We start from the raw sequence: 25980 nt of genomic DNA on the forward strand, positions 1-25980 counted from the left end.
TCGAACAGGCGCGAAACCGGGGCAAATCTGCGACAATCCTTCGCACATTTATTGCCGTGCCCGCCCGGGCCACACTGATGACCGAACCCACGCCTTCTATCGATACGCTGCTACGTAACCTCGACCACGCCCAGACCGCCGACCGCCACCGGTTGCGGCGCCAGCTGCACGAACTGCGCAAAACGCCCGACGAAACCAAAATGGCCCGCTGGCTGGAGCGCTACCAGGCGTCCTGCGCGGCCGTGGAAGCGCGGCGGGCCAGCGTGCCGAGCATCCGCTACGACGATCAGCTGCCGATCGCCGCCAAGCGCGACGACATCAAGAAGCTGATCGCCGAGCATCAGGTTGTGGTGATCGCGGGCGAAACCGGCTCGGGTAAAACCACGCAGTTACCCAAGATCTGCCTGGAGCTGGGCCGCGGCCAGGCGGGCCTCATCGCTCACACCCAGCCGCGCCGGATCGCCGCGCGCAGCGTGGCCACGCGGGTGGCCGAGGAATTGGGCACGCCCCTCGGCGCGCTGGTGGGCTATCAGGTGCGCTTCGAGGACCAGACAAGCGCCAGCAGCCTGATCAAGCTGATGACCGACGGCATCCTGCTGGCCGAAACCCAGCACGATCGCTATCTGGAACGCTACGACACCATCATCGTGGACGAGGCCCACGAGCGCAGCCTGAACATCGACTTCCTGCTCGGTTACCTGAAAACCCTGCTGCCCCGGCGCCCGGACCTGAAGGTGATCATCACCTCGGCGACCATCGACCTGGAGCGGTTCTCGCAACACTTCGACGGCGCTCCGGTAATCGAGGTGTCCGGGCGGACCTTCCCGGTGGACGTGTGGTATCGGCCTTTGGTAGGCGAGCAGGACGAAGACGGCAACGCGGTGGAGGAAGACCTCAGCATTGACCAGGGCATCCTGGCCACGCTGGAAGAATTCGCCGAGCTTGAGCGACAGGAGCGCAAGAGCCCAGGCGATGTGCTGGTGTTCCTGCCTGGCGAGCGCGAGATTCGCGACGCGGCCGAATACCTGCGCAGGGCACAGCTGCGACATACCGAGATTCTGCCCCTGTACGCGCGGCTATCGCCGGCCGAGCAGCAGCGCATTTTCCAGTCGCACCCGGGCAGGCGCGTGGTGTTAGCCACCAACGTGGCGGAAACCTCGCTCACCGTCCCCGGCATTCGCTACGTGATCGACAGCGGCACCGCGCGGATCAGCCGCTACAGCTACCGCGCCAAGGTGCAGCGCCTGCCCATCGAAGCGGTGTCCCAGGCCAGCGCCAACCAGCGCAAGGGCCGTTGCGGCCGGGTAGAGCCAGGCCTGTGCGTGCGGTTGTACAGCGAAGAAGACTTCAACGCCCGGCCGGCGTTTACCGACCCGGAAATCCTGCGTACCAACCTGGCCGCGGTGATCCTGCAGATGCTGCACCTGCGCCTTGGCGCGATCGATGCCTTCCCGTTCATCGAGCCGCCAGATGGCAAGGCGGTGAGCGATGGCTTCAACCTGCTGCAGGAGCTACGCGCAGTAAGCCGCGAAAACCAGCTCACCCCGCTGGGCCGGCAACTGGCGCGGCTGCCGGTGGACCCGCGCCTGGGGCGCATGCTGCTTGAAGGCGCGCAGCAGGGTAGCCTGGCTGAAGTGCTGATCGTGGCCAGCGCGCTCTCGGTGCAAGACCCCCGCGAGCGGCCGCCGGAGCGCCAGCAGGCGGCCGACCAGGCGCACGCGCAGTGGAAAGACGTGGACTCGGATTTCGCCGGGCTGGTCAACCTGTGGAACGGTTTCGAGGAACAACGCCAGGCGTTGGGCTCCAACCCGCTGCGCAACTGGTGTCGCAAAAACTTCCTCAATTACCTGCGCCTTCGCGAATGGCGAGATGCGCACCGCCAGCTGTCGCTTATCTGCCGCGAGCTGCAACTGCCAGTCAACCCGGAGCCCGCAGATTACGCCAAGCTGCACCGGGCCATCCTTTCGGGCCTGTTGAGCCAGGTGGGGCAGAAAACGGAAGAGGGCGACTACCTCGGCGCACGGCAGCGGCGGTTCTGGGTTCACCCCTCCAGCGGCATAGGCCGCAAGCGCCCGCAATGGCTGATGGCCGCCGAATTGGTAGAAACCACCAAGTTGTATGCCCGCGTGGTGGCCAAGATCGACAACCAGTGGCTGGAGCCGCTGGCCGAACACCTGATCAAGCGCAACCATTTCGAGCCCCATTGGGAGAAGAAGCGCGGCCAGGTGGTGGCCTTCGAGCAACTGACCCTGTACGGGTTGATCATCGTCGGCCGCCGCCCGGTGCACTTCGGGCCTATCGACCCGGTGGCGTCCCGCGAGCTGTTTATCCGCGAAGGGCTGGTGCGTGGGGAGATTCAGTCCCGTGCCCGCTGCCTGAGCGCCAACCGGGCCTTGCTCGAACGGCTCGATGAGCTGGAGGCCAAGGCGCGGCGGCGAGACATCCTCGCCGATGAAGAAACCCTCTACGGCTTCTACGAGGCGCGGCTGCCGGAAAACATTCATCAGACCGCCACGTTCGACAGCTGGTACCGCACCGAAAGCCAGAAAAACCCCGACCTACTGATCATGCGTGAGGAAGACGTGCTGGCGCGGGAGGCCAGTGAGGTCACCGCGGCGCTGTACCCCGATACGCTCAAGGTGGGCGACCTGGCGCTGCCGCTCAGCTATCACTTCGAGCCCGGCAACCCTCGCGACGGCGTAACGCTGCGGGTGCCCGCGCCCTTGCTCTCCACCTTGCCCGCCGAGCGGCTGGCCTGGCTGGTGCCTGGCTTGATCGAGGCTCGTTGCGTGGCGTTGGTGCGAAACCTGCCCAAGGCAGTGCGCAAGAACTTCGTGCCGGTGCCGGACTTCGTCAAGGCGGCGCTGGCCCGTATGGTGTTCGGCCAGGGTGCGCTGCACCAGGCGCTGGGCGCCGAACTCACCCGCATGACCGGCGCAAGGGTGAATGAAGACGATTGGGCCGAGGCCGAGCGCCAGCTCGAAGGGCACCTACGGATGAACCTGGAGGTGGTGGACGCCAACGGCAAGTTCCTCGGTGAGGGGCGCGACCTCGATGCGCTCATGGCACGCTTCGCCGAAGCCGGGCAAGCGGCGCTGGCCATGCCGGCCGCCGCCCGTGAGCCTGGCCCGGTGCAACCCAAGGCCTTCGCCACGGTAGCCGAAACCGCGCGGCACAGCGTGGCAGGCCTGCAATTGACTGTGTACCCCGCGCTGGTGGAAGAGCAGGGTGAAGTGCGCGAAGGGCGCTTCTCCACCGCCGCCGAAGCCGATTACCAACACCGCCGGGCCTTGCAGCGCTTGCTGTTGCAGCAGTTGTCGGAGCCTGCGCGGTTCCTGCGTTCCAAGCTGCCCGGGCAAACCCAGATGGGCCTGCTGTACCGTGACCTGGGCCGTATCGAAGCGCTGGTGGAAGACATCCTGTTAGCCAGCCTGGACAGCTGTGTGCTGGAAGGCGAGGCGACCTTGCCACGCGACGGCGCCGGGCTGGCCAGCCTGGCCGAACGCAAACGCGGCGGTTGGACGGAGCATGCCGAACGGCTGTCCCGGCTGGTGCTGGAAATCCTTACCCTCTGGCACGGGCTGCAGAAGCGCTTCAAGGGCCGGATAGACCTCGCCCAGGCCGTGGCGCTGAACGACATCAAGCAACAGCTGGCGGGGCTGGTCTATGCTGGTTTTGTGAGGGAAACGCCAGCGCAGTGGCTCAGGGAGTTGCCGCGCTACCTCAGGGCGATCGAGCTGCGCTTGGACAAGATCGGTGCCCAGGTGCAACGCGATCGGGTATGGAGCGGGGAGCTGAGCACGCTGTGGGCGCAGTATCAGGCCCGCGCCGCCAAGCATGCCCAGGAAGGCAAGCGCGACCCTGAACTGGTGACGTACCGCTGGTGGCTTGAGGAGTACCGAGTGTCGCTCTTCGCTCAACAGTTGGGAACGAAGGTACCTGTATCCGACAAGCGCCTGGCCAAGCAATGGGCAATGGTGGAGGCCTGAGGCAAGCGGGCACGTTCGTTCCAGATATGGCAAAATTGCCGGTCATTGCCTGATCAGGCGCCCATTATTCAGAGGAACGAACGTGCATAACGTCGTTATCAGTGGCACCGGGTTGTTCACGCCGCCCCAGAGCATCACCAACGAAGAATTGGTGGAGTCCTTCAATACCTGGGTACACCAGCACAATGCCGCCCATGCCGAGGCGATCGCCCGGGGCGAGCAGGAAGCGCTGGCTGAATCCAACGCCGCGTTCATCGAGAAGGCTTCGGGCATCAAAAGCCGCTATGTGATGGACAAGGCCGGTATCCTCGATCCGCAGCGAATGGTGCCCCGGTTGCCTGAACGCAGCAACGACGAGCCGTCGATCCTCTGTGAAATGGCGGTGGCCGCCGCGCGCCAGGCCCTCGAACGCGCAGGGCGCACCGCGGCGGACGTGGACGCGGTGATCGTGGCGTGTTCCAACCTGCAGCGCCCTTATCCAGCCGTGGCTATCGAGGTGCAGCAGGCCTTGGGCATTCAGGGCTTCGGCTTCGACATGAACGTGGCGTGCTCTTCGGCCACCTTCGGTATTCAAACAGCCTGCAACGCCGTGCAACTTGGCCAGGCCCGCGCGGTGCTGGTGGTGGACCCGGAAATCTGTACCGGCCACCTGAACTTCCGCGACCGCGACAGCCACTTCATTTTTGGTGACGCCGCCACGGCAGTGCTGGTGGAGCGTGCCGACCTGGCCACCTCGCCGTATCAGTTCGAAGTGCTCAGCACCAAGCTGCTGACCCAGTTCTCCAACAACATCCGCAACAACTTCGGCTTCCTCAACCGCGCCGAGGCGGAAGGCGTGGGCGCGGACGACAAGCTGTTCGTGCAGGAAGGTCGCAAGGTATTCCGCGAAGTGTGCCCGATGGTGGCCGAACTGATCGGCAAGCACCTGGAAGAGAACGACATCGAGGTAAGCAAGGTGTCGCGCTTCTGGCTGCACCAGGCCAACCTGAGCATGAACCACCTGATCGTGAAGAAGCTGCTGGGCCGTGACGCCAGCCCGGAAGAAGCACCGGTGATTCTCGATACCTACGCCAACACCAGCTCGGCCGGTTCGGTGATTGCCTTGCACAAGCACCAGGATGATCTGCCCAGCGGCGCCCTCGGCGTACTGAGCTCGTTCGGGGCAGGGTATTCGATCGGTAGCGTGATTCTGCGCAAGCGGTGATGGAACGGTTCGCGGGCCCAGCCCGCTCCTACTGGGGGTGTAGGAGCGGGCTGGGCCCACGAACTTGTTACAACCGCATCAGAACTTCGCTTCGAGGTCCACTTGCAGGGTGTCTACATCGGCGTTGGTCTTGTTCGCCACGTAGGTGTCAGACTCTGCCATGAAGTACGTTGCACCTAGGGCAAAGTTTTTGTCGATGTCATACGACACTTTCAGCTTGTGACCACGAGCGCCTGTGTAGCCGCCGCCGAAGTCCGAGTCGGTGAACGCACCCACAACGGCGTTACGCTGAACGTCGCGGTAGTTGTAGTCCAGGCCCCATTTGTCGAACAGTTTCGTCTTGGCACCGGCCAGCCAGGCGGTGTCCTGGTCGTTCACGGCGTCCGCGTTCTTCACGTACTGGCCATACACCGCCAGCGGGATCGGCAAGCCCGAGATGTCCATCTGAGCGAAGCCTTCATACAGCTTGAACTGCTGTTGTTGGCCAGCGGTGTTACCGTTCACGGACAGGGTGGTGGTGTCTTCGTCACCGTCAAAGCCGTATACGCTGCCGCCCACGGTGAGCTTGAGGTTGTCGGTCACACCGAAGCGGCCACCCAGCTGACCGGCGTACATCTTCAGGTCGTGGCGGAATTGCACGCCTTCGCCGTCAACGTTGTCCTTCAGGTTGTAATAGCCCGCGCTGCCGAACAGCTCGGACTTGCTGCCAATGGCGTGTTTGTACGTAGCGGTAACGCCTTCGGGGTTGATGTCGCCGTCCCAGATCACGTCGCCCATGTTCACCCATGGCTGGGCCATCTTGCCGCCGATCAGGTGCAGGTTGGGCAGGGCAGTGGGGTGATAATCCAGGTAGGCCAGGTCAACCCAGGAGCTCTTCTTCACAAAGTAGTTGTCCAGGTTTTCGTTGGTAGAGCGGGCATCGTTGCTGCTGCCGGTGGCCAGGCGGATGCCAGCGTCCACTTGCGGGTTGATTTCGCTGTACACACCAAAGCGGGCGCGCACGCGCTGGCGGTCGGTGTCCTTGCCGCTGTTGCTGGCAGCGCCGTCGGTGTTCTGGTCTTCGTAGCGCAGGCGAACATCACCTTTGATCTGGGTTTTCGCCGCCCAGGCCACTTTTTGTTCGAAGGCTGACAATTCCTGTTTCTTGGATTCCTGCGCCGCAGCCACCTGCTGGGCTTGCGCCTGCTTGTCGCGCGCCAGTTCGCCCTGAAGGTCGGCATACTGGGCAGCGTTGATCGAACCGTTGGCGCGAAGTATCTCCAGCAGCTTCTCATCAACGGCAGCACTTGCGGGCAGGCTGGTGGCCAGCAACATGGCCGCGCAAACGCCGGCTCCGGTTCGTGTTGAAACAAGACGCATAGGTTTCTCCCTGGTTAAAGGCGGGATGCGGTTCACCCCAATTCAGGTCCGGAAGGACTGCACCGCGGGGTTACGCACTGGGCTCCCCGTCTTTGAAAATTGGCGCAAGTATTGCGGCCGAATGTGACAGGCGAGTGGCGCCAACATGGCAGAATGATGACAAGCGCAGCGGCGCCGAAGGCTCTAGCACAAGGGTTGTGCGTCAGGCAAGGGCAAAGTGCCGCTATTGCGCGGCTTGCCGCCGGTAGGGCTTCACTGGGAATGCGCAGGGCTTTTACGCAATACTCGGCGCAACAGGCCGTGGGGGAGAGGGTTATGACAGTACAGATCGCTAGCAGCCTGGAACAAGTCTCGGCTGCGGCGTGGGATGGCTTGCTGACAGGCGCCCAGCCGTTCTTGCGGCACGCCTTTCTCAGCAGCCTGGAAGCGAGCGGCAGTGTAGGCCCGGGAACCGGCTGGCGAGCCGAGCATTTGCTGCTGTGGGAAGGGGAGCACTTGCGCGCCGCGTTACCCGCTTACCGCAAAAGCCACTCCTATGGTGAATACGTATTCGATCACGGCTGGGCCGACGCCTGTCGCCGCGCCGGGCTTGCGTACTATCCCAAGCTGCTCTGCGCGGTGCCGTTCAGCCCGGTGACCGGCCCCCGCCTGCTGGCTCGACACCTTGAACATGGCGTGGAGCTGCTGCAGGCCCTGCCCGAGTATCTGGCTACCAGCGGCTATTCCGGCGCGCATGTGAACTTCACCGAGCCTGGCCTGGATGCCTGCATCGCCCAAGAGCCGGGCTGGCTGGAGCGGCTAGGCTGCCAATATCACTGGCATAACCGTGGCTATCGGGACTTTCAGGATTTTCTCGATACCCTCAGCTCCCGCAAGCGCAAGCAGATGCGCAAGGAGCGCGAGCAGGTAGCGGCCCAGGGCTTCGAATTCGAATGGCTGGAGGGTGGCCAGCTAAGCGAGGCGCACTGGGACTTTGTCTATGCCTGCTACGCCAATACCTACGAGGTAAGGGGCCAGGCGCCCTATCTGGAACGGGCCTTCTTCAGCCTGTTGGCCGAGCGTATGCCGCAGGCCATCCGTGTGGTGTTCGCGCATCAGGGTGGGCGCCCGGTGGCCATGGCGTTCTGTCTGGTCGATGAACACACCTTGTATGGGCGCTATTGGGGTTGCCTGGCCGAGTTTGATCGGCTGCATTTCGAAACCTGTTTCTATCAAGGCATGGACCAGGCCATCGCCATGGGGCTGGCGCGTTTCGATGCCGGGGCGCAGGGCGAGCACAAGCTGATCCGGGGGTTCGAGCCGGTGATCACCCGCTCCTGGCATTACCTGTTGCACCCGGGTTTACGGGCGGCGGTCGGTGAGTTCCTCGAGCGGGAGCGCGAAGGGGTCGCGCAATACGCAATAGAGGCGCGTGAAGCCCTGCCGTATCGGCAAGGCTGAAATCATTTGCCCAGCTGGGTGGCGAACTGCGAGACCGCACTCACCACTTTCTGCGCCCCGTCCTGAATCTCCACAATCACGTTACCTGCCTGGCCGGCCAGCGCGAGCCCGTCCTGTGCCTGTTGCTTGCCTGTCGCGATCACGGTCACCGCGTCCGAGGCCAGCTTCTGGTTCTTTTGCACCACGCTGGCGATTTCTGCGGTGGCCTGGGTAGTGCGTGAGGCCAATTGGCGAACCTCATCGGCCACTACGGCAAAACCACGGCCCTGCTCGCCGGCCCGGGCGGCTTCGATCGCGGCGTTCAGCGCCAGCAGGTTGGTTTGCTCGGCAATGCCGCTGATTGTCTTGATGATGGTGCTGATGATCTGACTCTGCTGGTCGAGCGCCTCGATGCCTTCTGCCGCCTCTTGCATGTGCCGGGCAAGGTCACGCATCACCGCAACGGTCTGCTGAACCACATCGGCGCCGCGATGAGCGCTGGTGTCGGTCTGCACCGACGTGCTGTAGGCGATATTGGCGGCATCCGCCACGGCTTTCTCACGGTTCACCTGATCGGTGATCACGGTGGCGAACTTCACCACTTTAACCAGCCGGTCGTTGGCATCGAGTACCGGGTTATAGGACGCTTCCAGCCACACGGGCCGCCCATGGCTATCGACTCGCTCGAAACGGCTGGCTACATACTCGCCCCGGCGCAGCTGTTCCCAGAACGCGTGATAGCGGGGTGAGTTCACTTCTTCAGCGGTACAGAACAGCCGGTGGTGTTTGCCCTTGATCTGCTCCAGGCGGTAGCCCATGCCTTGGAGAAAGCGGTCATTGGCGGTGAGGACGTTCCCTTGGAGGTCGAATTCGATCACTGCGGTGGACCGCAGCAGCGCTTTGATCACGCCTTCCTGTTCACGGGAGGTTTCGATGGTGCGGGTGAGGTCGTTGGCGTAGAGCTTGAAACCGGTGAGTACGCCTTCGCCCGTCCTGAACGGAATCATCAGCGCGCGCAGCCAGGCTTCCCTTCCATCACGGCGCAGCAGGCGCAACGCGCCGCTGAAGTGCTCGCCACGTTGCAGTGCCTGCCGAGCGCGCAGGTGGAAATCATCGCGCTTCACATGGTCGGGCACGATCTCTTCCAGCGCCTTGCCGATAAGGTCCTGGCGACGGTAGAGCATCTCCGCTTCGAAGTTCGCATTCACGTGCTCGATGCGGCCGTGTGGGTCAATGCGGATAATGATCATGTCGGCATCCAGGCCGTCTCTGATCTGCTGAACCGACGCGACTTCCTCGCGCAAGGCTGCCAATTCTGTTTTCAGTCCTTTATTGAACATTGGGCGCACCTGACCGTAGCTGGAAGAAAGATGTCAGGGCATCGGCACGGGATCCACGTGCTTTAGATTTTTTCGCATGGGCCGACCGAAGGGCCGGCCGGATTACGCGGGGGTGGGCAGGTTGAAGGTGAACAAGGTGCCCTGCTCGGCGCTGGAGGTGGCCTGAAGCGTACCGCCATGGGCAACAGCGATCTGGTAAGCGATGTACAGGCCCAGGCCCAGGCCATTGCCGGGGCGGTTGCTGCCCCGGCGGGAAAACGGCCGGAACAGCTGCGCCAGCACCTGGCTGTCCAACGGCACGCCCCTATTGTTCACGCTGATGCGCAGGCCTTGAGCGTCGCGGGTGGCGGTGACCGTCACCGGCGTGTCCTGTGCGCCGTGCAGCAATGCATTGCTCACCAGGTTGGAGACCAGCTGGGTAACGCGCTCACGGTCACAATAAACGCCATCTACCGCATCGATTTCCAGCTGCACCACGCGCTGAGGATGAATGCCTTGAAGTTCGGCCACTACCTGGCGGAGCGCATCGGCCAGGTCCGGGCACGGCTCAAGCTTCACGGTAATCCCGCCGCCCAGGCGTGCCCGGGCGAAGTCCAGAACGTCCTCCACAAGGCGCGCAGCCCGCTGCCCGCTGGACTTGATGTGTTCGATGATATTACGGGCGCGGTCATCCGGTGCCCGCCGCAGCAACAGCTCGGTACCGGCGTTGATCGCGAACAGAGGGTTGCGCAAGTCGTGCCCCAGCACCGCGATGAACTGCTCCCGCAGTTCGGCGGTTTCCTGTTCGTCCGAGAGGGCTCGCTCGGTGCGCCGTTGATGCCCCTCGGCCTCGATCATCACCGTCAGCAGCCTGGCGAAGGATTCGATCATGGCCGGGGCGGTGCTATGGCGAAGCGCAACCGGCAAGGGATCGAAGGCGCAGATAGTGCCGAACAGCGTGCCGTTCGCAAGGAACATGGGCACGGATACATAGCTTTCGAAGCGATACAGGCGGGGCGTGTGGTGGTCACAGAAATCGGGATCGGTACTGGCATGGTCGATCACGATGGTGCGGTGGCTGCTGCGGATCTCATCGCACAGCGTGGTATTGAGCGGCAACTCGTCGCCCGGGGCCAGCCCGAAGCCAAGCCGGTCATCCACCGCACATGCGGTCCAATGGGTGTCAGTTACCCGCGCCACGGCGGCAAAACGCAGGCCGGTGGTCTCGCATACCACGCGCAGCATTGCCGGTACTGCCTGTATGCGCCCGATCAGGGCGACATCTTCATTGATGCTGGTCGCCATGGGCCACTGCTCAAAAACGTTCGATGGCACAGTGTAACCATGCCGCCAGGGTTTGTAAGCAGCACCGGTTCAACGGCGCCTAGCGGGCATTGGCGCGGCCGGGCAGGGCAGCTTCGCTCTGCTGCCGGAGCAGCGCTTCCAGTGCCGCCTTGTCGATGGGGCGGCTGAGGAAATACCCCTGCACTTCGTGGCATTTGTCGGAGGTCAGTACGTCGAGCTGCTGCTCGGTTTCCACGCCCTCGGCGGTCACGGTCATGCCCATGGCCTTGCCCAGGCTGATGATCGCGCGCACCACGGCGCGGTCGCCTTCTGCCGCGTTGCTGCCATTGAGCGCGGCAATGAACCGGCGATCGATCTTGATGCTGTCGAATGGATAAGCCCGCAGGTAGCCCAGTGACGAATAGCCGGTGCCGAAATCGTCCATGTTCAGTTTCACTCCAAGCTCCTTGAGGGCCATCATGGTGGCCAGGGCATTGTCGACGGCCGTGAGCATCACGTTCTCGGTGATCTCCAGCTCCAGCCGCTGTGCCGGCAAGCCCGTGGCGATCAAGGTTTCCCGAACATCCTTGACCACATCGCTGCGGGCAAACTGCGCCGGCGACAGGTTGACCGACACAATCAAGGGCTGCGGCCATTTGCAGGCCGTCTGGCAGGCTTCGAGCAGCACCCAGCGGCCCAGGGGCACGATCAGCTCGGACTGCTCCGCCAGGGGAATGAACGTATCGGGGCCGATCAGCCCATCGATGGGATGGTCCCAGCGCACCAGGGCTTCTACTGAAACAATCGCCAGGCCGTTGACCTGATAGCGCGGCTGATAATGCAGTACGAACTCCTTGTTACGTATCGCCAGGCGAAGCTCACTTTCCAGGCGGCGGCGGTGCTGGATCTGCTCGCTCATTTGCTCGGAATAGTAACGCCAGGTGCTTTTGCCCTCGGCCTTGGCTTCGTAGAGGGCGATGTCGGCGCAGCGAATCAGCTCCTGGCTGTCGTAGCCCTGCAGGCGGCTTTGTGCGATACCCAGGCTGGCCCCTACGTGCAGGCTGTGTTCGCCATAGCTCACAGGTTGTTGAAGGCTTTCCACCAAGCGCTGGCAGAAGCGGTCGATCTCGAAGCGGTTTTCCGGGCCGCAAAGGATCAGCACAAACTCGTCCCCGCCCAGGCGTGCCACCAGGTCCAGGTCCCGGGTACAGGCCTTGAGCCGCTTGGCAATTTCCCTGAGTACCACGTCGCCGGCAGGGTGCCCAAGGCTGTCGTTGATGGGTTTGAAGTTGTCCAGATCAATCAGGATGAGGGTCAGGGGAGGGCCCTCATGGCGTGTGCCCAGGGCCTCTTCAAGGTAACCTCCCAGCAGGTTGCGATTGGGTAACCCGGTAAGCGCATCATGCATGGAGAGGTGCTGAATCTGCGCGTGTGCGGCCACTTCCTCCGTGATGTCGTTGGCTGTACCGCGAAAGCCGAGCACCTGGCCGCCTTCGAGGATCGGCCGCGCCGATACGCGGCAATGGCGGCGGTCGTTGTTGTTGTCCCGATAGGCACAGCGCAGGTTGGGCGGGTTGTGCGGGTGTTCAGGCAGGGAGGCCAGCCATGGCCCGATGGGCGTGGTGTCGCAGCTGAGCAACTGGTCGATCGGCACCCCCATCCAGGCCTCTACACTGTAGCCGGTCACCTCGGCAAAGCGGCCAGACAAGTACGTCAGCCGGCCCCGGCTGTCGGCCTCCCAGATCCAGTCCGAAGCGGCCTCGGCCACCGCGCGGAAGCGTTCCTCGCTGGCGGCCAGCGCCCGGTGACTGGCACGCAGGCCCCGAACGTGCTCGTCAATGTGCCGGGACGCACGAATCGCGAAGTAAAAGAAGTACGCCAACAGCAGCGTGAGGATGACGCCAATGGTCAACAGCGCCGGCAGCACACTCCATAACAGCTCTCGGCCAGGTTCGGCCTGGGCCCAGGTCAGGTAGAAGCCGGTGTGGTCCAGTTGCATGCTCGCGCGCTTGCCGGGCTGGCGATCGACGGTCAGGTTTTTCAGGCCAAAGCTTTCGCCCAGCAAGGCAAGCTTTTCAGGCGTCAGTTGGTCAACGAGCACCAGTACAGGCAGCTGCCGCAGATCCAGGCCCGCTTTAGGGCTGTCAGGTTGGATCGCCGCGGCCACCAATAATGCCGGCCAGCCATTGAGTAGCACATATCGGCTGATGCCTTCCCGGCGAGGCGCCGCATCCAGAGCGGCGTCCACGATGTCGGCCTGGCGTGTATCAATGAACGACGCGAACGGGGCTTCGCTCGGCTGGCCTTTGTACAGCGCATAGCGCGTGGCGCGCCGGTCGATCACGAACACCCCTTCATAACCGGAGGTGCTGTACAGCGCGCTGCCCATGTTGCGCTCATCGAATGCCCAGGCGCGGTTCAATGGGCCGGCCGCGAGTTGTTCGTAGGCGGTATCCCAGATCGCATTGGTCAGCACCATGGCCATGTTGGTGGCAAGGCGGGATTCCAGGGCTTTTTCGGTGAAGAACTGGCTCTCCTGAACATCGGCGGCATCCAGCCGCCGGGCCAGGGTGAACAGGGTTATCAACGCAGCGGCGAAGATCACCGCGAAGATCGCACCCACGATCAGCAAAAATCGCCGGGTACGCATGAACTGGGGCTGAGGGCTGACCACGGACGCGTTGGTTTCCATTTTTCGGCCGTTTCCTTTTACAGAGCCGTGGGCGCTCACCGGCTGGCCGATGTGAGCGACCGTTCTTCCTTTGGTATAGAAGGCGAGGTGAGCCTGCGCGCGCAAGGTTCGTAGTTATCTCGACGCAGCGTTGCGCATAGAGGTTCCCGGTAAAACCGACCGACTGTCCGGCCGCCCGGCTTTGGCTACGGGGTGCATGGGTGCGCTGGCCAGGCGGGGTCTGTATGCTCGGGTCAAGCTGGCCCAGCCCCGTACGGAGGCCAAATGAAGTCAATCCTTGTGACCGGAGCGCTATTACTGATGGCACTGCCCCCCCTGAATGCCAGTGAAGACGACCGACTACTGCCGCGTTCACGCTGGGAGGACGGCCGGTACCAGAACCTGACCGTGCTCCCGCGGGACGGCGTATGGAAAAAAGTGCGGATCGGGTTCAAGTACCTGCTGTTACGCAAGCCCCCCGAAACCCGCCCGACTGCGCCACTGCCCGTGCAGGCGTTGTCTCGCCAGGCACTGCTCGACGCGCCGGACAACAGCCTGTGGCGCCTGGGCCATTCGACGATGCTGTTCAAGAGCCACGGTGATTTCTTCCTCACCGACCCGGTGTTTTCCGAGCGGGCCTCGCCGGTACAGTGGGCCGGGCCGAAGCGCTTTCACGAACCGCCGATCGCATTGGCCGAGTTGCCGCCGCTCAAGGCAGTGATCCTGTCCCATAACCACTACGACCATCTGGACCACGCCAGCGTGATGGCGTTGGCAGCTACGACCGAGCAGTTTCTGGCGCCTTTGGGCGTAGGTGACACGCTGGTGGAGTGGGGCGTGCCAAAGGCCAAGGTGCGGCAGCTGGACTGGTGGGAAGAAACCGAAGTGGCGGGGGTTCGTTTTGCCGCCACGCCAGCCCAGCACTTTTCCGGTCGCGGGCTGTTCGACAGCAACCAGACGCTGTGGGCGTCATGGGTGGTGATAGCCCCGCAGTGGCGGCTGTTCTTCAGTGGAGACTCAGGCTATTTCGATGGCTTCAAGCGGATCGGCGAGCGCTATGGGCCTTTCGATGTGGCACTGGTGGAAACCGGTGCCTATAACGTCGCCTGGCCAAACGTGCACATGCAGCCAGAAGAAAGCCTCAAGGCGTGCCAGGACGTTGGGGGGCGCTGGATGGTGCCGATTCACAACGGGACCTTCGACCTGTCGATCCATCCATGGCAGGAGCCTTTCGAGCGCATCACTCGCCTGGCCGATGCTGCGGGGGTGCCATTGGCGACCCCCCGGTTGGGCGAGCGTCTCGACATGCTCCGCCCTCAACGTGGCACCCCATGGTGGCGTGAAGCCGAGCCGGTGAACTCGCCGGAGGCCGGAGTGAACGCCGCCCAGCACCCGTGATCACTTCCCTGGCGAGCTGGAGGCGTCGCTACGGATCTGAGCGTGGCTGATCAACGCGAAGATGAAGCTGCCACCGATAATATTGCCGGCCAGGGTCGGGCCGGCGAAGCCCAGCCAGAACTCGCTCCAGGGCAGTTCGCCGGCCCACACCAGGTAAGACACCTCGGCGGCGCCTACCACGATGTGGGTGAAATCGCCGAGCGCCATGAGGTAGGTGATCATCACGATGATCCAGATCCGCGCGTTGTCGAGCGCGGCGATCATCCACACCATGGTAGCGATCATCCAGCCTGAGATGATCCCTTTGGAGAACATCTGCCCGGGCGCGTTTTCCATGACCTTGCGGCCGATGTCGAGGAAAGCCGCATCGGTGCTTGCATCGAAAATCGGCAGCCGCAGCATCACCCACGACACCAGCAAAGTGCCGATAAGGTTGCCGCCCAGTACCACCCCCCACAGCCGTAACAGCCGGCCGGCGTTGGCCAGGGTGGGGTGGGTCATTACCGGGAGTACGGCGGTAAGGGTGTTTTCGGTGAACAGCTGTTGCCGCGCCAGAATCACCGCCAGGAACCCCGCCGAATAGCCGAAGCTGGCGATCACATGGCTGGGGTCGCCGTCAGGCAACCGGGCGTTGAGCAGCCCCATGGCCATCAGTGACAGGCCCATGGTGAGCCCTGCCGCCAAGGCCGACCAGAACAGTGCCGCTACGCTGCGCTCCAGTTCATGGTCGCCCTGGCTGCGGATGATCTCGTGAAGTACCGCTGGGCGAGGCGGGGTGCTTTCGTCGACTTCCTGTTTTTCGTCCTGCGAGAGGCCGGGGGTTTTCTTGTGATGCTCTGAGTGGTGTGGGTGGTTTTCGTCGCGGTCTGGTTCGTTCATGATTCGTTCGCTCCGGGCGTTGAGCTACTGACTGCCGCCCGTTGCGTTAGTTGCGCGCCGCGCTTACGCCGAACAGCTCTCGCACGGCCAGTGCATATTCGCGGCTGCCCACGCCCATGCTGTTGTTGTGCGTGCCGCCTGGAACCAGCAGCAATCGCTTGGGCGCCACGGCAGCGGCGAACAGGGCCTGGCTGAAGCGATCCGGTACGTATTTGTCGTCGGTGCCGTGAACGATCAGCACCGGCATGCCGATGTTGGCAATCTTGTCGACCGAATCGAATTTCTCCGAAAGTATCCAGCGAATCGGCAGCGAGGTGTCGATCACAGCCTTCGCCGCGTCCGCCATGTTGGTGAAGGTGGATTCCACGATCAGCCCGGAGGCCGCCGGCGCCTCCCCCTCGCCGATCCGCTCTGCCAGCTCCACGGCAATCGCACCACCGAGTGAATGGCCATAAATGAAGCGTTTGCCCGGGTCGGGCTGAAGGGCCACGAGGCGGCTCCAAGCGGCCTGGGCGTCTTCATACACGCTGCGCTCGGAGGGCAGGGTGCCAGGGCTTTCGCCGAAGCCGCGATAGTCTATGGCGAGCACCGAGAAACCCATCTCCCGAAGCTGGCCGATGCGGCGCAACTGCGCGGTGAGGTTCCAGCGCGTGCCGTGCAGGTAGAGCGCGGCAGGCGCACCCGGCGTTGCCGCCGGCCACCACCACGCGTGCAGGTATTGGCGGTCGCTTGCCAGGTTAGCCGCTACCGGAATGTTCATCTCCACCATGCCCTTGGGCACGCCGCTGAACCAGCTGGCCGGCCCAGGCTCGATGTTGAAGATGAGCTCGCGCTCCTTGTAGGCCAGGCGTGAGCATCCGTAGGGCGTGCCTACCGCGATGCACAGGGCAAGGAACGATAGGGCCAGCCAGCGGCGGCGCTTTCCAGCAGGGGTCGATGCCATGTGCCTGTGCCTTGAAAAGCCAAAGGTGCTGGCGTTAGGACTGTTCCAGACGCCCTGGGTTGCACCCTGCAGGCGGGCGGCGTCATGGGCGTGCTTCGCTCACTTTACGCGCTTGTAGTGCCAGCTCGAGCAGCTCGAGCTCGTAGCGATAACGGTCGGTGAGCAGCCGCAGCGCAAGGCTTCCCGCAGCCAGCCCTACCAGTAGCGCCGACCCGATCGTGAGCCCGAGCATGAGCGGGGGCTGCGTCAGCCCCTGGATCAGCGCCGTGCGTATGAAGTCGAACCCGCCCAACGCCTGCAGGGCGGCGAAGCCTGTGGCGATGAGGGTAAACACCGCTACCTTTTCGCCTACGACGATGGCCGCGCGGCGTTCGAGCCGAACGACCTTCTGGGCCAACAGCAGCTGCGCCTGCTCCAGGTGGGGGGTGGTGTGGCCCAGCAATGCTTGAACGTATTTGGCCTGGATGTCGAAGTCGCCGAGCATCTGGACCAGCGTATCGCTACGCCAGGACCGTAGTGATACGGCCGCAGCCACTATGGGGAAGCACAACGCCAACAGTATGAGCACCATGCTGGTCAGCCCGGTGAATACGCCAATGAACCGCAGTACTGCGCCCAACGGCTGCCCCAGCCAGGCCCATGCGGCGATGGCCAGAGTGATCAGGAATATCCCGATGCCCGCCCGCAGGCACCCTTTCGCGATGCGTTCGAGCAAGGCCACGAACGGCCGTTGAGGATAGGGGCGGTGAGCCCTGCACGTATTGAGAAAGCCAAGGATCGCTCTGACCTGCGGTAACAACATGGGCGAATGCCTACTGAGGGAAGGAACGTTTTTTTACCATCGGCGCCGGGAAGCGGACAGGGCGCCAGAGGTGTTTGGGAAACGTCCTACAGGGGTTTTCCTGTCCGCACCGGTTCGGCGAAGATCTGCGACCTTTAGGGTCGTTTTATCCCTTGGAAAGCGGCAGGGCCGGCCACTCGGCAAAGCTCGCGAGAAAATGATCATCGGTGAGACGGTGTATCTATATACGGTTTGCGCTGGACCAATAAGCCGTACAAACGCGCTCCTGACACGCTGATTGCAAGGAGAGCATGCATGACTATTGGTTCAAGCTTTGATCACCCCGCACATCTTGGAGGCCACGCCCCCGAGCCGGACTCATGGGCCGCCCGCTATCCAAATCCCCCGGACCTTTGTTTCGACTACCGTAGATTATTGGAGCAGCCCGGGGGGATCGGGGCGGCTGCCGACCCTCAGCGCCGCATAGCAATTATTGGCGGCGGTATAGCAGGACTTTGTGCAGCGCGTGAGTTGGTTCGGATGGGCTTCGAACGTGTCACCCTGATTGAACGATCCACTCGCCTGGGGGGGCGCCATTTGACCCTCGTTGATAAAGACGGTGGCTCGCCATTCGAGATGGGGGCCATGCGTATGCCGTTCTTTAATTTAACTGGTGAACCGGTGAAGGACGGGCGATCGCTCATGGCTTATTACGCCGGACTTTTTGACCTCAAGTCTTCAAACTTCCCTAACCCTGGGACACCATGGGTAACACAGACCGGAATATATCTGCGTGATGGCTGCCTTGAGGGATCTGTTCCGAAGATGCTGCTCTGGGACAACCCGACCGGAGATGTACCGCCGCCTACGGATACCTTGTATAGGGTCCATGAAAAGTGGCTTCGCTTTGCCAAGCGGATCTGCAATGTCGTGGCTCAGCACTACGGAACTTCGAATTGGGAGAGCTTTTGGGCAGCGATGGTTGATCGTTACGCTCGCCTTTCTTTCCGGGAGCTGGTGCTACTTGAGCCGACGCTTGAAGAGGGGACTGTCTCGGCTGATTTTGGTGGTTTAGGCATGAGTCGAGAAGAGTCCAGAATCTTTTATTCGATCGGTATCGGGGACGGTAGCTGGGGGGCTTTCTACGACGTGTGTTGTCTGTACCCAATCCGTACGGCGATTTTTGGGTTCAGCAGCAATCTGCAGTTGGTACACGGCCGCGTGGATTCAAGGGAACACCCGCTACCTGCTCCACCTGATTCAGTACATCCAACCGACTCGCGAGGAATGGCTTTTGATCCTCCAGCATGGCTGGGTATAGCGGCGCTCGATGACGCCATGATGTACCTGCCCATTCCTGAAAAAAAAGAATCGCTTTACCAGCATCTCAAAACCAGGCCCGACGGCCTTTATACGGGTACGAGCGTAACCGGCATCCGTCGCCATCTCGAAGGCTCGGTCGAGTTGACAATGGAGATGCCGGACGGCAAGACCTCCCTAGAGTTCGACGAAGTCGTTATAACCATTCCGTCATGGATTCTAGAAACTCAGGTGCGAGTGGAAGGTTTCGACGCCGACGTTCTTCCGTTCGAATTTATCGACGCTTGCAAGCAAGCGCATTGGGAAAGCAGTTGTAAAGTGTATTTGCCGCTCGACAAATCCTTCTTGACAGAGGGGCAGGCCATTCCACAGATCATGGTGACGGACAGCTTTATTCATGATGTTTACGCCTACCAGTATGGGCCTGGGTATGAAAGCGATTGTCTTTTGCTGAGTTACACATGGGAAGACGACGCTAATAAGCTGATGGCATTCAGTGATGTGGATCTGGTCGAGCGATGTTTAGCCGAGCTGGACCGAATCCTTCTTAGGTGCACAAACATCGGAAAACCAGTGTCCCCATATGTGAATGTATCGAAAGCGCGCGTGCAGCGATGGCTGAACGATCCTAGTTCACATGGGTGCGCAAGACTGTACCGCGCCGGAACCTATGGCGATGTCGTACGGCTAATGGCCTTCAACCGCAACCATTCCGGCCAGGCGCATCTTTATTTCGCAGGGGAGGGTTACAGTGCGGATGCCGGCTGGACCGAACCTGCGCTTCGCGGGGCTATTGATGCAGTGATTCATCTGGCCAGTAATACCGGTGCCGCTTTTGAGGGGGGCTTCTCCTTAGAAAGGTATCCCCGGTACTACGCACCCCAGGATTAAAGGAAGCGCTCTTCTTCCAAGACATTTCGCACAAGCCCTTCAGAAACCGGCGGGTTTAAAATCCTTATGGATGCGTATCAAATGGTGATCCATCCATTCGAATAAGAGTTCGTCTCATGAACCCGCCTTCTGACCCTGCCATCAGCCCCGTACGCGTCGCAGTAGTGCAATTCGACCCCCAATGCGGGGTCGACAACGGCCCTTCCAACCTGGCTCAAGGCTTGGCGCTCGCCGAAAGCGCAGTAGCGAACGGTGCGAACCTGATCGTGCTACCCGAGCTTTGCAATACGGGCTATGCCTTCCGTGGCCGAACCGAGGCCTATGCCCTCGCCGAGCCGGTGCCCGAGGGGCCGACCGTGCAGTGCTGGGAGGCCTTCGCGAGCAAGCACCGCGTTTATCTGGCCGCTGGGGTGGCAGAACGTGAGGGTGCTCGGCTTTACGACACGGCGGTGCTTATCGGCCCCGAGGGGTACATAGGGAAATACCGCAAGGCGCACCTCTGGAATGCTGAAAAGCTTTGGTTCCGCCCGGGGGACCTGGGCTTCCCGGTATTCGAAACGCCCATCGGCCGAATCGGCCTGATGATTTGCTGGGACGTCTGGTTTCCAGAAGTACCCCGGCTGTTGGCATTACAGGGCGCCGACATTATTTGCAGCCTGAACAACTGGGTGTGGACGCCGCCGCCGTTGTTCGATGAAGCCGGCAAGTGCATGGCCAGCTACCTCACCATCACTGCGGCGCACACCAACAACGTATTCATTGCGGCGGCTAACCGCGTTGGCTGCGACCGGGAAGATCGTTTTCTTGGATGTTCGCTGATTGCAGGCACCAACGGATGGCCCCTTGGGCGAGTGGCCGGTGCGCAAGAGGAGACGATCCTGTACGCCGACATCGACCTCGTTTCCGCCCGCAGCGCTCCGATCTGGAACAGCCTGAACGACCTGCCACGGGATCGGCGTAGCGACCTTTACGATCCGATGCTGGGCTATCGGCACCATCCGATGATGCCGCGCTGAGGAGGGTGGTCATGCACATTTCTGATAGGAAAATCGGGACTTTCGGCATTTCTCTATTCATGGTCGCCCTGATCACTGCTTCGGCGATCAGCGTACTTGCAGGCCTGGCCTTGCTGAACACAGCAGGTGCGTCCCTGGCTTGGCCGGGTTACGCAGAGATGATGTCTCATCTCGATCATCCAGCGGCTCGGTGGCGCTGGGTGCTTGGGGATATGAGCGAGGTGACCTTCTATAAACACGAGTTCGCGTCGCTGGGCTTGGTAGCGGGTGGCTTTCTCGCCTCGTGGATGGGGCAGAGGGGAGATCGCTGGCAGGGCTTCCCGATCGCGTATGGCAGTGGCCGCTGGCCCTGGGTGCTGCTCAGTTCCACGCTGGGGCTGCTGTTGGGCAACCTGACCTGGGGCTGGGCGCTGAATGAAGGCGTGTGGCAGCCCACGTTCGTTGCCTTCGTTTCCCTGCCGGCGGCGATTGTGCTGCTATACGGCGCAGGCTGGCGCGTGGCGCTCAGCGGAGCCGTGATGGGGGCGTGGCTGGTTACCCCGGCCAGCCTGTTGCTGGTGGCCTACGTGTGCGTGCCGCTCGGGTTGCCGGTAGTAGTAGGTAACGTGGCGGGTATGGCCGTGGCAAGCCTGGTGGCGTTCGAGCTTTGCCGGCGCTGGCCGGTACTGGTATCTGCACCTGCCACGCCGGCTGCTACTCCCGAGGCACCGAAACCGCACCCTCAAGGGCTGCGCTGGGGTGTGCGACGCGTGCTCGCGGACTTTTCCGAAGCACCTTTTTACGGAAATGAATGGGCAAGCGCTGGCCTGATTGGCGGGGCACTGCTGGCTTGGTGGTTCAACCCGGCCAGCCCTTTCTACGGTGCAGGCTGGCTGCCTCAACTCGTGCTGGGCCAAGCCTTGGCATCAGCGGCTGGGGTATGGATATGGCGCCACCAATGGGCAGAGCGGGGCTGGTATCCCACCTATATCCCTCTGGTATCGCTGGTCCCGGCTTGCATCCTTGTGCTCGGCCCTGCGCCTGCGGTGATTGCCCTGAGCGCCCTCTTGGGCGCGCTATTGATGCCGCCATTGGCTGTGGCAATCAGCGGCCGGCTGCCAGCGCATGTGCACCCTTATGTAGGTAATGTACTGAGCATGGCCATCGGTGTTGTGTCACTGGTGCCCTTGGTGGGCTGGCTGGTGAATTCATGAGTGGCTTGCCACGCCTCGCGCTCGGGGCTTTGGGCGGCACGTTGAGCATGGCGGCCCGTGAGGGCGGGGAGGGGATCGTGCCAGCGGTAGGTGCCCAGGCTTGGGCCGAGCGCTTGCCGGCACTGGCCAGCCTGGCCCAGGTGCAGGCTCACACCCTGTGCCTGGTTCCCAGCCCCTCGCTGGATTTCGAGCAGGTTCAGGCGGCGCTGGCCTGGGCCCGTCAGCAGGTTCGCGCCGGTGCCGCAGGGGTAGTGCTTAGCCAGGGCACCGATAACCTGGAAGAAACCGCGTACCTGCTCGGCTTGCAATGGGCCGAGCCGGTTCCGCTGGTGCTGACCGGGGCCATGCGCGGCGCGGATGACGTGGGCACTGATGGCCCGGCCAACCTGTTGGACGCCGCCCGCGTAGCGCTCGACGTCGCCAGCATCGGCCGCGGCGCACTGGTGGTAATGAACCGGCAGGTGCACCAGGCAGGGGACGTGCGCAAGGTCAACGCACTGGCACTGGAGGCTTTCGCCTCGCCCAACACCGGGCCGATCGGCCATGTGATCGAGGGGAGAGTCCGCTACCGCCTCCCGCCTGCGCCATTGCCGAAGCCGCTCGTGGTGGAGCGCTTCGATCAACGCGTCGCCTTGATCGAAGCCACGCTGGGGGAGGGGCCGGAGCTGCTGCAAGGTGCATTGCGCGCAGGTTACGCCGGCGTGGTCATCGCAGGCTTCGGCGCCGGGCATGTGCCAGCCGGGTGGGTATCCACACTGGCCTTGGCGGCGCGGCACATGCCGGTTATCGTCGCCAGCCGCACCGGTGCTGGCACCACGGCGTTCCATACCTATGGGTTCGCCGGCGGGGAGATCGACCTGCAGCGGCACGGCATTCATATGGCGGGCGAGTTGTGCCCGCGCAAGTGCCGCTTGTTGCTATGGGCCCTGGTCGGGGCAGGGGCCGGCGAAAGCCTGCCGGCTCGCCTTGCTGCGGGTACGGCGGCTGCTTGAGAAACTGTCGAGCGCCATTCCACAGCGAAGTGCTGCAGGAATGGCGCTTATAGCGAAAACCTTCCCATCATCTGTTTCAGTTCATTGGCCAGGCGCCCGAGGGCTTGCGTGGCAGCGCGTGTGTCGCTGGCGCCGCTGGCGGTTTGCAGCGACAAGTCGCGTATTTTCGACAGCGTAGTGTCGACGTCTCGCGATACCTGCGCCTGCTGCGCGGCGGCACTGGCGATGAACTGGTTGCGGCTGTCGATACCCGCCACCGACTCGTAGATGGTACCCAAGGTATTGCGGGCTGTTTGCGCGCGGGCGCGTGTACGGCCGGCCTGGCTGGCGCTGTCGCTCAACGCCTTCACAGCCAGCTCCGTACCGCCTCGGATTTCGCTCATCATTTGCTCGATTTCCCGGGTGGAGGCGCCGGTGCGGTGGGCCAACCCACGCACCTCGTCGGCCACCACTGCAAAGCCCCGGCCCACCTCGCCCGCGCGGGCCGCCTCGATGGCCGCATTGAGGGCCAGCAGGTTGGTCTGCTCTGCCACGTTGCGAATCACATCCAGCACCTTGTGAATGCTTTGCGTCTGGCTGGCAAGCTGCCTTGCCTGGATGGCCGCGCTTTCCACTTGCCCTGCGAGTTGATCAATGTCACCCATGGCCGCATCCAGTTGCGCCTGCCCATCGTGTGCCGCGCTCGCTGAATCGCGGGAAGCGTCCGACGTGGATAACGCGTTCGCCGCCACCGCTTCCACGGCGCTGCTCATCTGGTTCACAGCCGTGGCCGCCTGCTCGATCTCGGTGTATTGGAGCTGCAGGTCGCTTGCGCTGCCTTGCATTACTTCGCCCATATCCCGCGCCGCGCCGTTGAGGCGGTCCACGCTCTGGCCTAGCTGGCTGAGCAGCTCGTGCAACTGTTCCCGCATATGCCCCAGGGTCGCCAGCAGCTGAGCAGGTTCGTCGTTGCCCTGTATGGTGCCAGTTGTTGCTGACACTCGCAGGTCGCCCGCCGCTACACCCCGGGCAACTTGAACGGCCTGGCGTAGCGGAGTGGTGATACTGAGCGTGAGCCGCCAGGCCAGCAACAGCATCAGCAGCAACGCCGCTGCCGTGGCCACCGGCACGATCAACGTGCTGCGTTCAGCTTGCTTCGCCGCGTGCTGCACCGCTTCGGCGGACGCTTGCTTGTTGAGTTCACGCAACAGCTGCACTTGCATGTCCATGAGGCCACCCTGAAGGCTCAATGCCTCGCTGGCCTTGTTGATACCTGCCTGCGCTTGCCCTTGGTCGATAAGCGCAATGGCGTCCTTCACCGTGGCGAGAAAAGGCACGTAAGCGTCACGCAGCAATAGCACCGAATCGCGCTCGGCACCGACGTGCAGGCTATCCAGGTAATCGTTAATGGCGGGTTCCAGGGTGGTGGCGAGCTGCTCCACCGCGATACGCCGATTGACCATCTCGCCCGGGTCGCTAGCCGAGCTGAGCAGCAGCGCCGCTTCGGTGCGAAGTTTGCCGAGGTCCAGGGCGATGGCGTCTGCCCGGGCGATGCTCGATAGCGGCCCTTGTTCTATAAGCTCTGCCTGGGCGCGGATGGCGTGAATTTCACTCAGGCAAAACACCCCCAGGCTGGCTAACAACAGCGCGCAGACGGCAAAGCCGCCAAACAGACGCAGCCCGATGCCGACCTTGCGAAGAAACAGGCGGTGATGAGCAGGAGCGTTACGACGGGATCTGAACACGGCAGGGCCTTGAACTCGAAAAGACTACGCCTTGTAACAGCCCAAGATGATGGCTTTATGACAGCGATCGCCAGCTGGCCTTTGCGGGTTGACAGCCGGGCGAATATCCGTAGAATGCCGCGCCACAGCAGGCACATAGCTCAGTTGGTTAGAGCACCACCTTGACATGGTGGGGGTCGTTGGTTCGAGTCCAATTGTGCCTACCAGCTTCCAGCTCCGGTTATCGGGGCACACGAAGGGCGATCCGAAAGGGTCGCCCTTTTTTGTTGCGCTCGCGACAGTGCGCATTGCTTTTCTACCACTATGTCATTCGGCTTCTAACCATGGGTAATACCAGCCACCTCGATTTTAGCGGCGGCTAACACGCGGCCTGGGTCGGTCTTTAGCAGATCCCTGGGTGCTTTGGAGCCCAAACGGCCGTTGAGAGAGGCAAACCAGTAGGCCATGCCCCAACCGTCTTTACGTGACTCCAGTACCTGGATGATGTCTTTCAAACCCGCATAGGGACGGTACCCGGTATTTTCATCCAAGGCATAGATCGGGAAGTAGTCGATGCCGTTATGACGGATTGCGAAGATACGTTTCTCGCGCTTCCATTTGCTTGGTTGAGTGCTTGGGTTTGCCGAGCTGAATTTCGCTAACTCAGCAATATCGTTGGCAGTCATCCAGTCGCCGCTTTGCAGAACGCTCCGCTTGGTTCTGCCACCCTCTTGGCAAGACTGTAAGAGCCCTTCCACAGCCTCTGGTGAAGCGTTGTCCACCGGGATCAGGATGCTACTCTCGTCATGGGAATGAGAGTAAGTGCTGATATTGCCGCTTCCCGCCTCGCCAATCTCCAGCGTTTTGATCGTGTGTGCCATGTCATGCCCTCGTGATTACGATGGTAGGCGGCTATACCCTCTAATCGATAATCGTAACCTCTCAATCGATCAAAGTGGGGGAACACTCATTCCACCGCTGGAAACGAGAACGGCCACGAGCGATCGGTCATATTCGAAATGTCGTGATAACCCAAGCGGCCTGAGCCAGTATCCTTGGATACCGTCTACCGCTTAAGGATGTTTTGCCGTGACCCTTCATATTCGTGATGCCACACGAAGCGACGCCGCTGCGATCCTCGGGTATATCACCGAGCTTGCGATCTACGAAAACGCCGAACACGAGGTTCAGGCGAAGCTGGCTGACATCGAGCGCAGCCTGTTCGACGAACCCTCGCCCGCCAAGGCTTTGATCTGCGAAGTGGATGGCCAGCCGGTGGGCTTTGCCGTGTATTTCCTCAGTTATTCCACCTGGCAGGGCCGCAAGGGCCTCTACCTGGAAGACCTGTTCGTGTCGTCACAGCACCGTGGTATCGGGGCAGGCAAGGCGCTGCTACGCCACCTGGCGAAGATCGCCCATGACACCGGCTGCGGCCGCATGGACTGGAGCGTGCTGGATTGGAACCAGCCGGCGATCGACTTCTACACCTCTATCGGCGCGAAGGCCCATGAAGAGTGGGTGCGTTATCGGCTGGAAGGGGAAGGGTTGGAGAAGTTTGCCCTGGGGCGCGATTAAGATAAACCGCCGGAAGCGGGCGCCAGGCCCCGCAGGCGCCATCG

18 protein-coding genes, 1 tRNA gene and 1 pseudogene are annotated in these 25980 nt (G+C 62.3%); 10 read left to right on the forward strand and 10 right to left on the reverse strand.

Annotated features, from left to right (window positions below; translation table 11 throughout):
• Positions 1-77: 77 nt before the first annotated feature.
• Complete coding sequence (gene hrpA / locus AC3Z8Y_RS05590) at positions 78-3989, forward strand: ATP-dependent RNA helicase HrpA (protein WP_490088792.1); 3912 nt, start codon at positions 78-80, stop codon at positions 3987-3989.
• An 82-nt stretch (positions 3990-4071) separates the two neighbouring features.
• Positions 4072-5193 (forward strand): beta-ketoacyl-ACP synthase III, encoded by a 1122-nt coding sequence (locus AC3Z8Y_RS05595; protein WP_490088793.1) that lies wholly within the window; start codon positions 4072-4074, stop codon positions 5191-5193.
• A gap of 78 nt (positions 5194-5271) precedes the next feature.
• Here the strand turns inward: AC3Z8Y_RS05595 and AC3Z8Y_RS05600 are convergent, their stop codons facing one another.
• Positions 5272-6552, reverse strand: coding sequence for a putative porin (locus tag AC3Z8Y_RS05600; protein WP_490088794.1), 1281 nt, complete (start codon positions 6550-6552; stop codon positions 5272-5274).
• Positions 6553-6867: 315 nt separating this feature from the next.
• On the opposite strand from AC3Z8Y_RS05600, the gene AC3Z8Y_RS05605 reads away from it, so the two are divergent.
• The gene (locus tag AC3Z8Y_RS05605) at positions 6868-7992 is read left to right on the forward strand and encodes a GNAT family N-acetyltransferase (RefSeq protein ID WP_490088795.1); all 1125 of its coding nucleotides are present in this window, start codon (positions 6868-6870) and stop codon (positions 7990-7992) included.
• A gap of 2 nt (positions 7993-7994) precedes the next feature.
• Here the strand turns inward: AC3Z8Y_RS05605 and AC3Z8Y_RS05610 are convergent, their stop codons facing one another.
• The 4 genes and pseudogenes from AC3Z8Y_RS05610 to AC3Z8Y_RS05625 all read right to left on the reverse strand — a co-directional run bounded on the left by AC3Z8Y_RS05610 (position 7995) and on the right by AC3Z8Y_RS05625 (position 13266).
• A complete protein-coding gene (locus AC3Z8Y_RS05610) occupies positions 7995-8426 on the reverse strand; it encodes a methyl-accepting chemotaxis protein (RefSeq protein ID WP_375139186.1) in 432 nt (143 codons plus the stop codon).
• Between the two features lie 108 nt (positions 8427-8534).
• Positions 8535-9311: pseudogene (locus tag AC3Z8Y_RS05615) on the reverse strand (PAS domain-containing protein); the annotation flags it as partial.
• Between the two features lie 102 nt (positions 9312-9413).
• Positions 9414-10595 carry a GAF domain-containing sensor histidine kinase gene (locus tag AC3Z8Y_RS05620; protein ID WP_490088796.1) on the reverse strand — a complete coding sequence of 394 codons (1182 nt, stop codon included), beginning with the start codon at positions 10593-10595 and terminating at the stop codon, positions 9414-9416.
• Between the two features lie 79 nt (positions 10596-10674).
• Positions 10675-13266 (reverse strand): bifunctional diguanylate cyclase/phosphodiesterase, encoded by a 2592-nt coding sequence (locus AC3Z8Y_RS05625; protein ID WP_490088797.1) that lies wholly within the window; start codon positions 13264-13266, stop codon positions 10675-10677.
• Positions 13267-13530: 264 nt separating this feature from the next.
• Between AC3Z8Y_RS05625 and AC3Z8Y_RS05630 the strand changes: the two genes are divergently transcribed.
• A complete protein-coding gene (locus AC3Z8Y_RS05630) occupies positions 13531-14643 on the forward strand; it encodes an MBL fold metallo-hydrolase (RefSeq protein ID WP_490088798.1) in 1113 nt (370 codons plus the stop codon).
• On the opposite strand, the gene AC3Z8Y_RS05635 is transcribed toward AC3Z8Y_RS05630, so the two are convergent.
• The 3 genes from AC3Z8Y_RS05635 to AC3Z8Y_RS05645 form a co-directional block, all read right to left on the reverse strand.
• On the reverse strand, positions 14644-15522 hold the full coding sequence (locus tag AC3Z8Y_RS05635) for a formate/nitrite transporter family protein (protein WP_490088799.1): 879 nt from the start codon (positions 15520-15522) through the stop codon (positions 14644-14646).
• Positions 15523-15568: 46 nt separating this feature from the next.
• Positions 15569-16465 (reverse strand): alpha/beta hydrolase, encoded by an 897-nt coding sequence (locus AC3Z8Y_RS05640; RefSeq protein WP_490088800.1) that lies wholly within the window; start codon positions 16463-16465, stop codon positions 15569-15571.
• An 82-nt stretch (positions 16466-16547) separates the two neighbouring features.
• A complete protein-coding gene (locus AC3Z8Y_RS05645) occupies positions 16548-17267 on the reverse strand; it encodes a hypothetical protein (protein WP_490088801.1) in 720 nt (239 codons plus the stop codon).
• A 294-nt stretch (positions 17268-17561) separates the two neighbouring features.
• Here AC3Z8Y_RS05645 and AC3Z8Y_RS05650 point away from each other — a divergent pair, with 294 nt between their 5' ends.
• The 4 genes from AC3Z8Y_RS05650 (at position 17562) to AC3Z8Y_RS05665 (ending at position 22658) form a co-directional block, all read left to right on the forward strand.
• Positions 17562-19457 (forward strand): flavin monoamine oxidase family protein, encoded by a 1896-nt coding sequence (locus tag AC3Z8Y_RS05650; protein ID WP_490088802.1) that lies wholly within the window; start codon positions 17562-17564, stop codon positions 19455-19457.
• Positions 19458-19573: 116 nt separating this feature from the next.
• Positions 19574-20473, forward strand: coding sequence for a nitrilase family protein (locus tag AC3Z8Y_RS05655; RefSeq protein WP_490088803.1), 900 nt, complete (start codon positions 19574-19576; stop codon positions 20471-20473).
• Positions 20474-20484: 11 nt separating this feature from the next.
• Positions 20485-21666 (forward strand): hypothetical protein, encoded by a 1182-nt coding sequence (locus AC3Z8Y_RS05660; protein ID WP_490088804.1) that lies wholly within the window; start codon positions 20485-20487, stop codon positions 21664-21666.
• Positions 21663-22658: an asparaginase gene (locus tag AC3Z8Y_RS05665; RefSeq protein ID WP_490088805.1), complete on the forward strand. Its 996-nt coding sequence runs from the start codon at positions 21663-21665 to the stop codon at positions 22656-22658. Before AC3Z8Y_RS05660 ends, AC3Z8Y_RS05665 begins: the two co-directional genes overlap by 4 nt.
• Positions 22659-22705: 47 nt before the next feature.
• Here AC3Z8Y_RS05665 and AC3Z8Y_RS05670 read toward each other — a convergent pair whose 3' ends face one another.
• Positions 22706-24382 carry a methyl-accepting chemotaxis protein gene (locus AC3Z8Y_RS05670; RefSeq protein WP_490088806.1) on the reverse strand — a complete coding sequence of 559 codons (1677 nt, stop codon included), beginning with the start codon at positions 24380-24382 and terminating at the stop codon, positions 22706-22708.
• A gap of 129 nt (positions 24383-24511) precedes the next feature.
• On the opposite strand from AC3Z8Y_RS05670, the gene AC3Z8Y_RS05675 reads away from it, so the two are divergent.
• Positions 24512-24588, forward strand: a tRNA-Val gene (locus AC3Z8Y_RS05675).
• A gap of 111 nt (positions 24589-24699) precedes the next feature.
• Here the strand turns inward: AC3Z8Y_RS05675 and AC3Z8Y_RS05680 are convergent.
• The gene (locus tag AC3Z8Y_RS05680; protein WP_490088807.1) at positions 24700-25242 is read right to left on the reverse strand and encodes a hypothetical protein; all 543 of its coding nucleotides are present in this window, start codon (positions 25240-25242) and stop codon (positions 24700-24702) included.
• Positions 25243-25450: 208 nt separating this feature from the next.
• Here AC3Z8Y_RS05680 and AC3Z8Y_RS05685 point away from each other — a divergent pair, with 208 nt between their 5' ends.
• The gene (locus tag AC3Z8Y_RS05685) at positions 25451-25936 is read left to right on the forward strand and encodes a GNAT family N-acetyltransferase (protein ID WP_490088808.1); all 486 of its coding nucleotides are present in this window, start codon (positions 25451-25453) and stop codon (positions 25934-25936) included.
• The last annotated feature ends 44 nt before the right edge of the window (positions 25937-25980 follow it).

This window comes from Pseudomonas sp. 3MAES_34.3B (genome assembly GCF_058145875.1).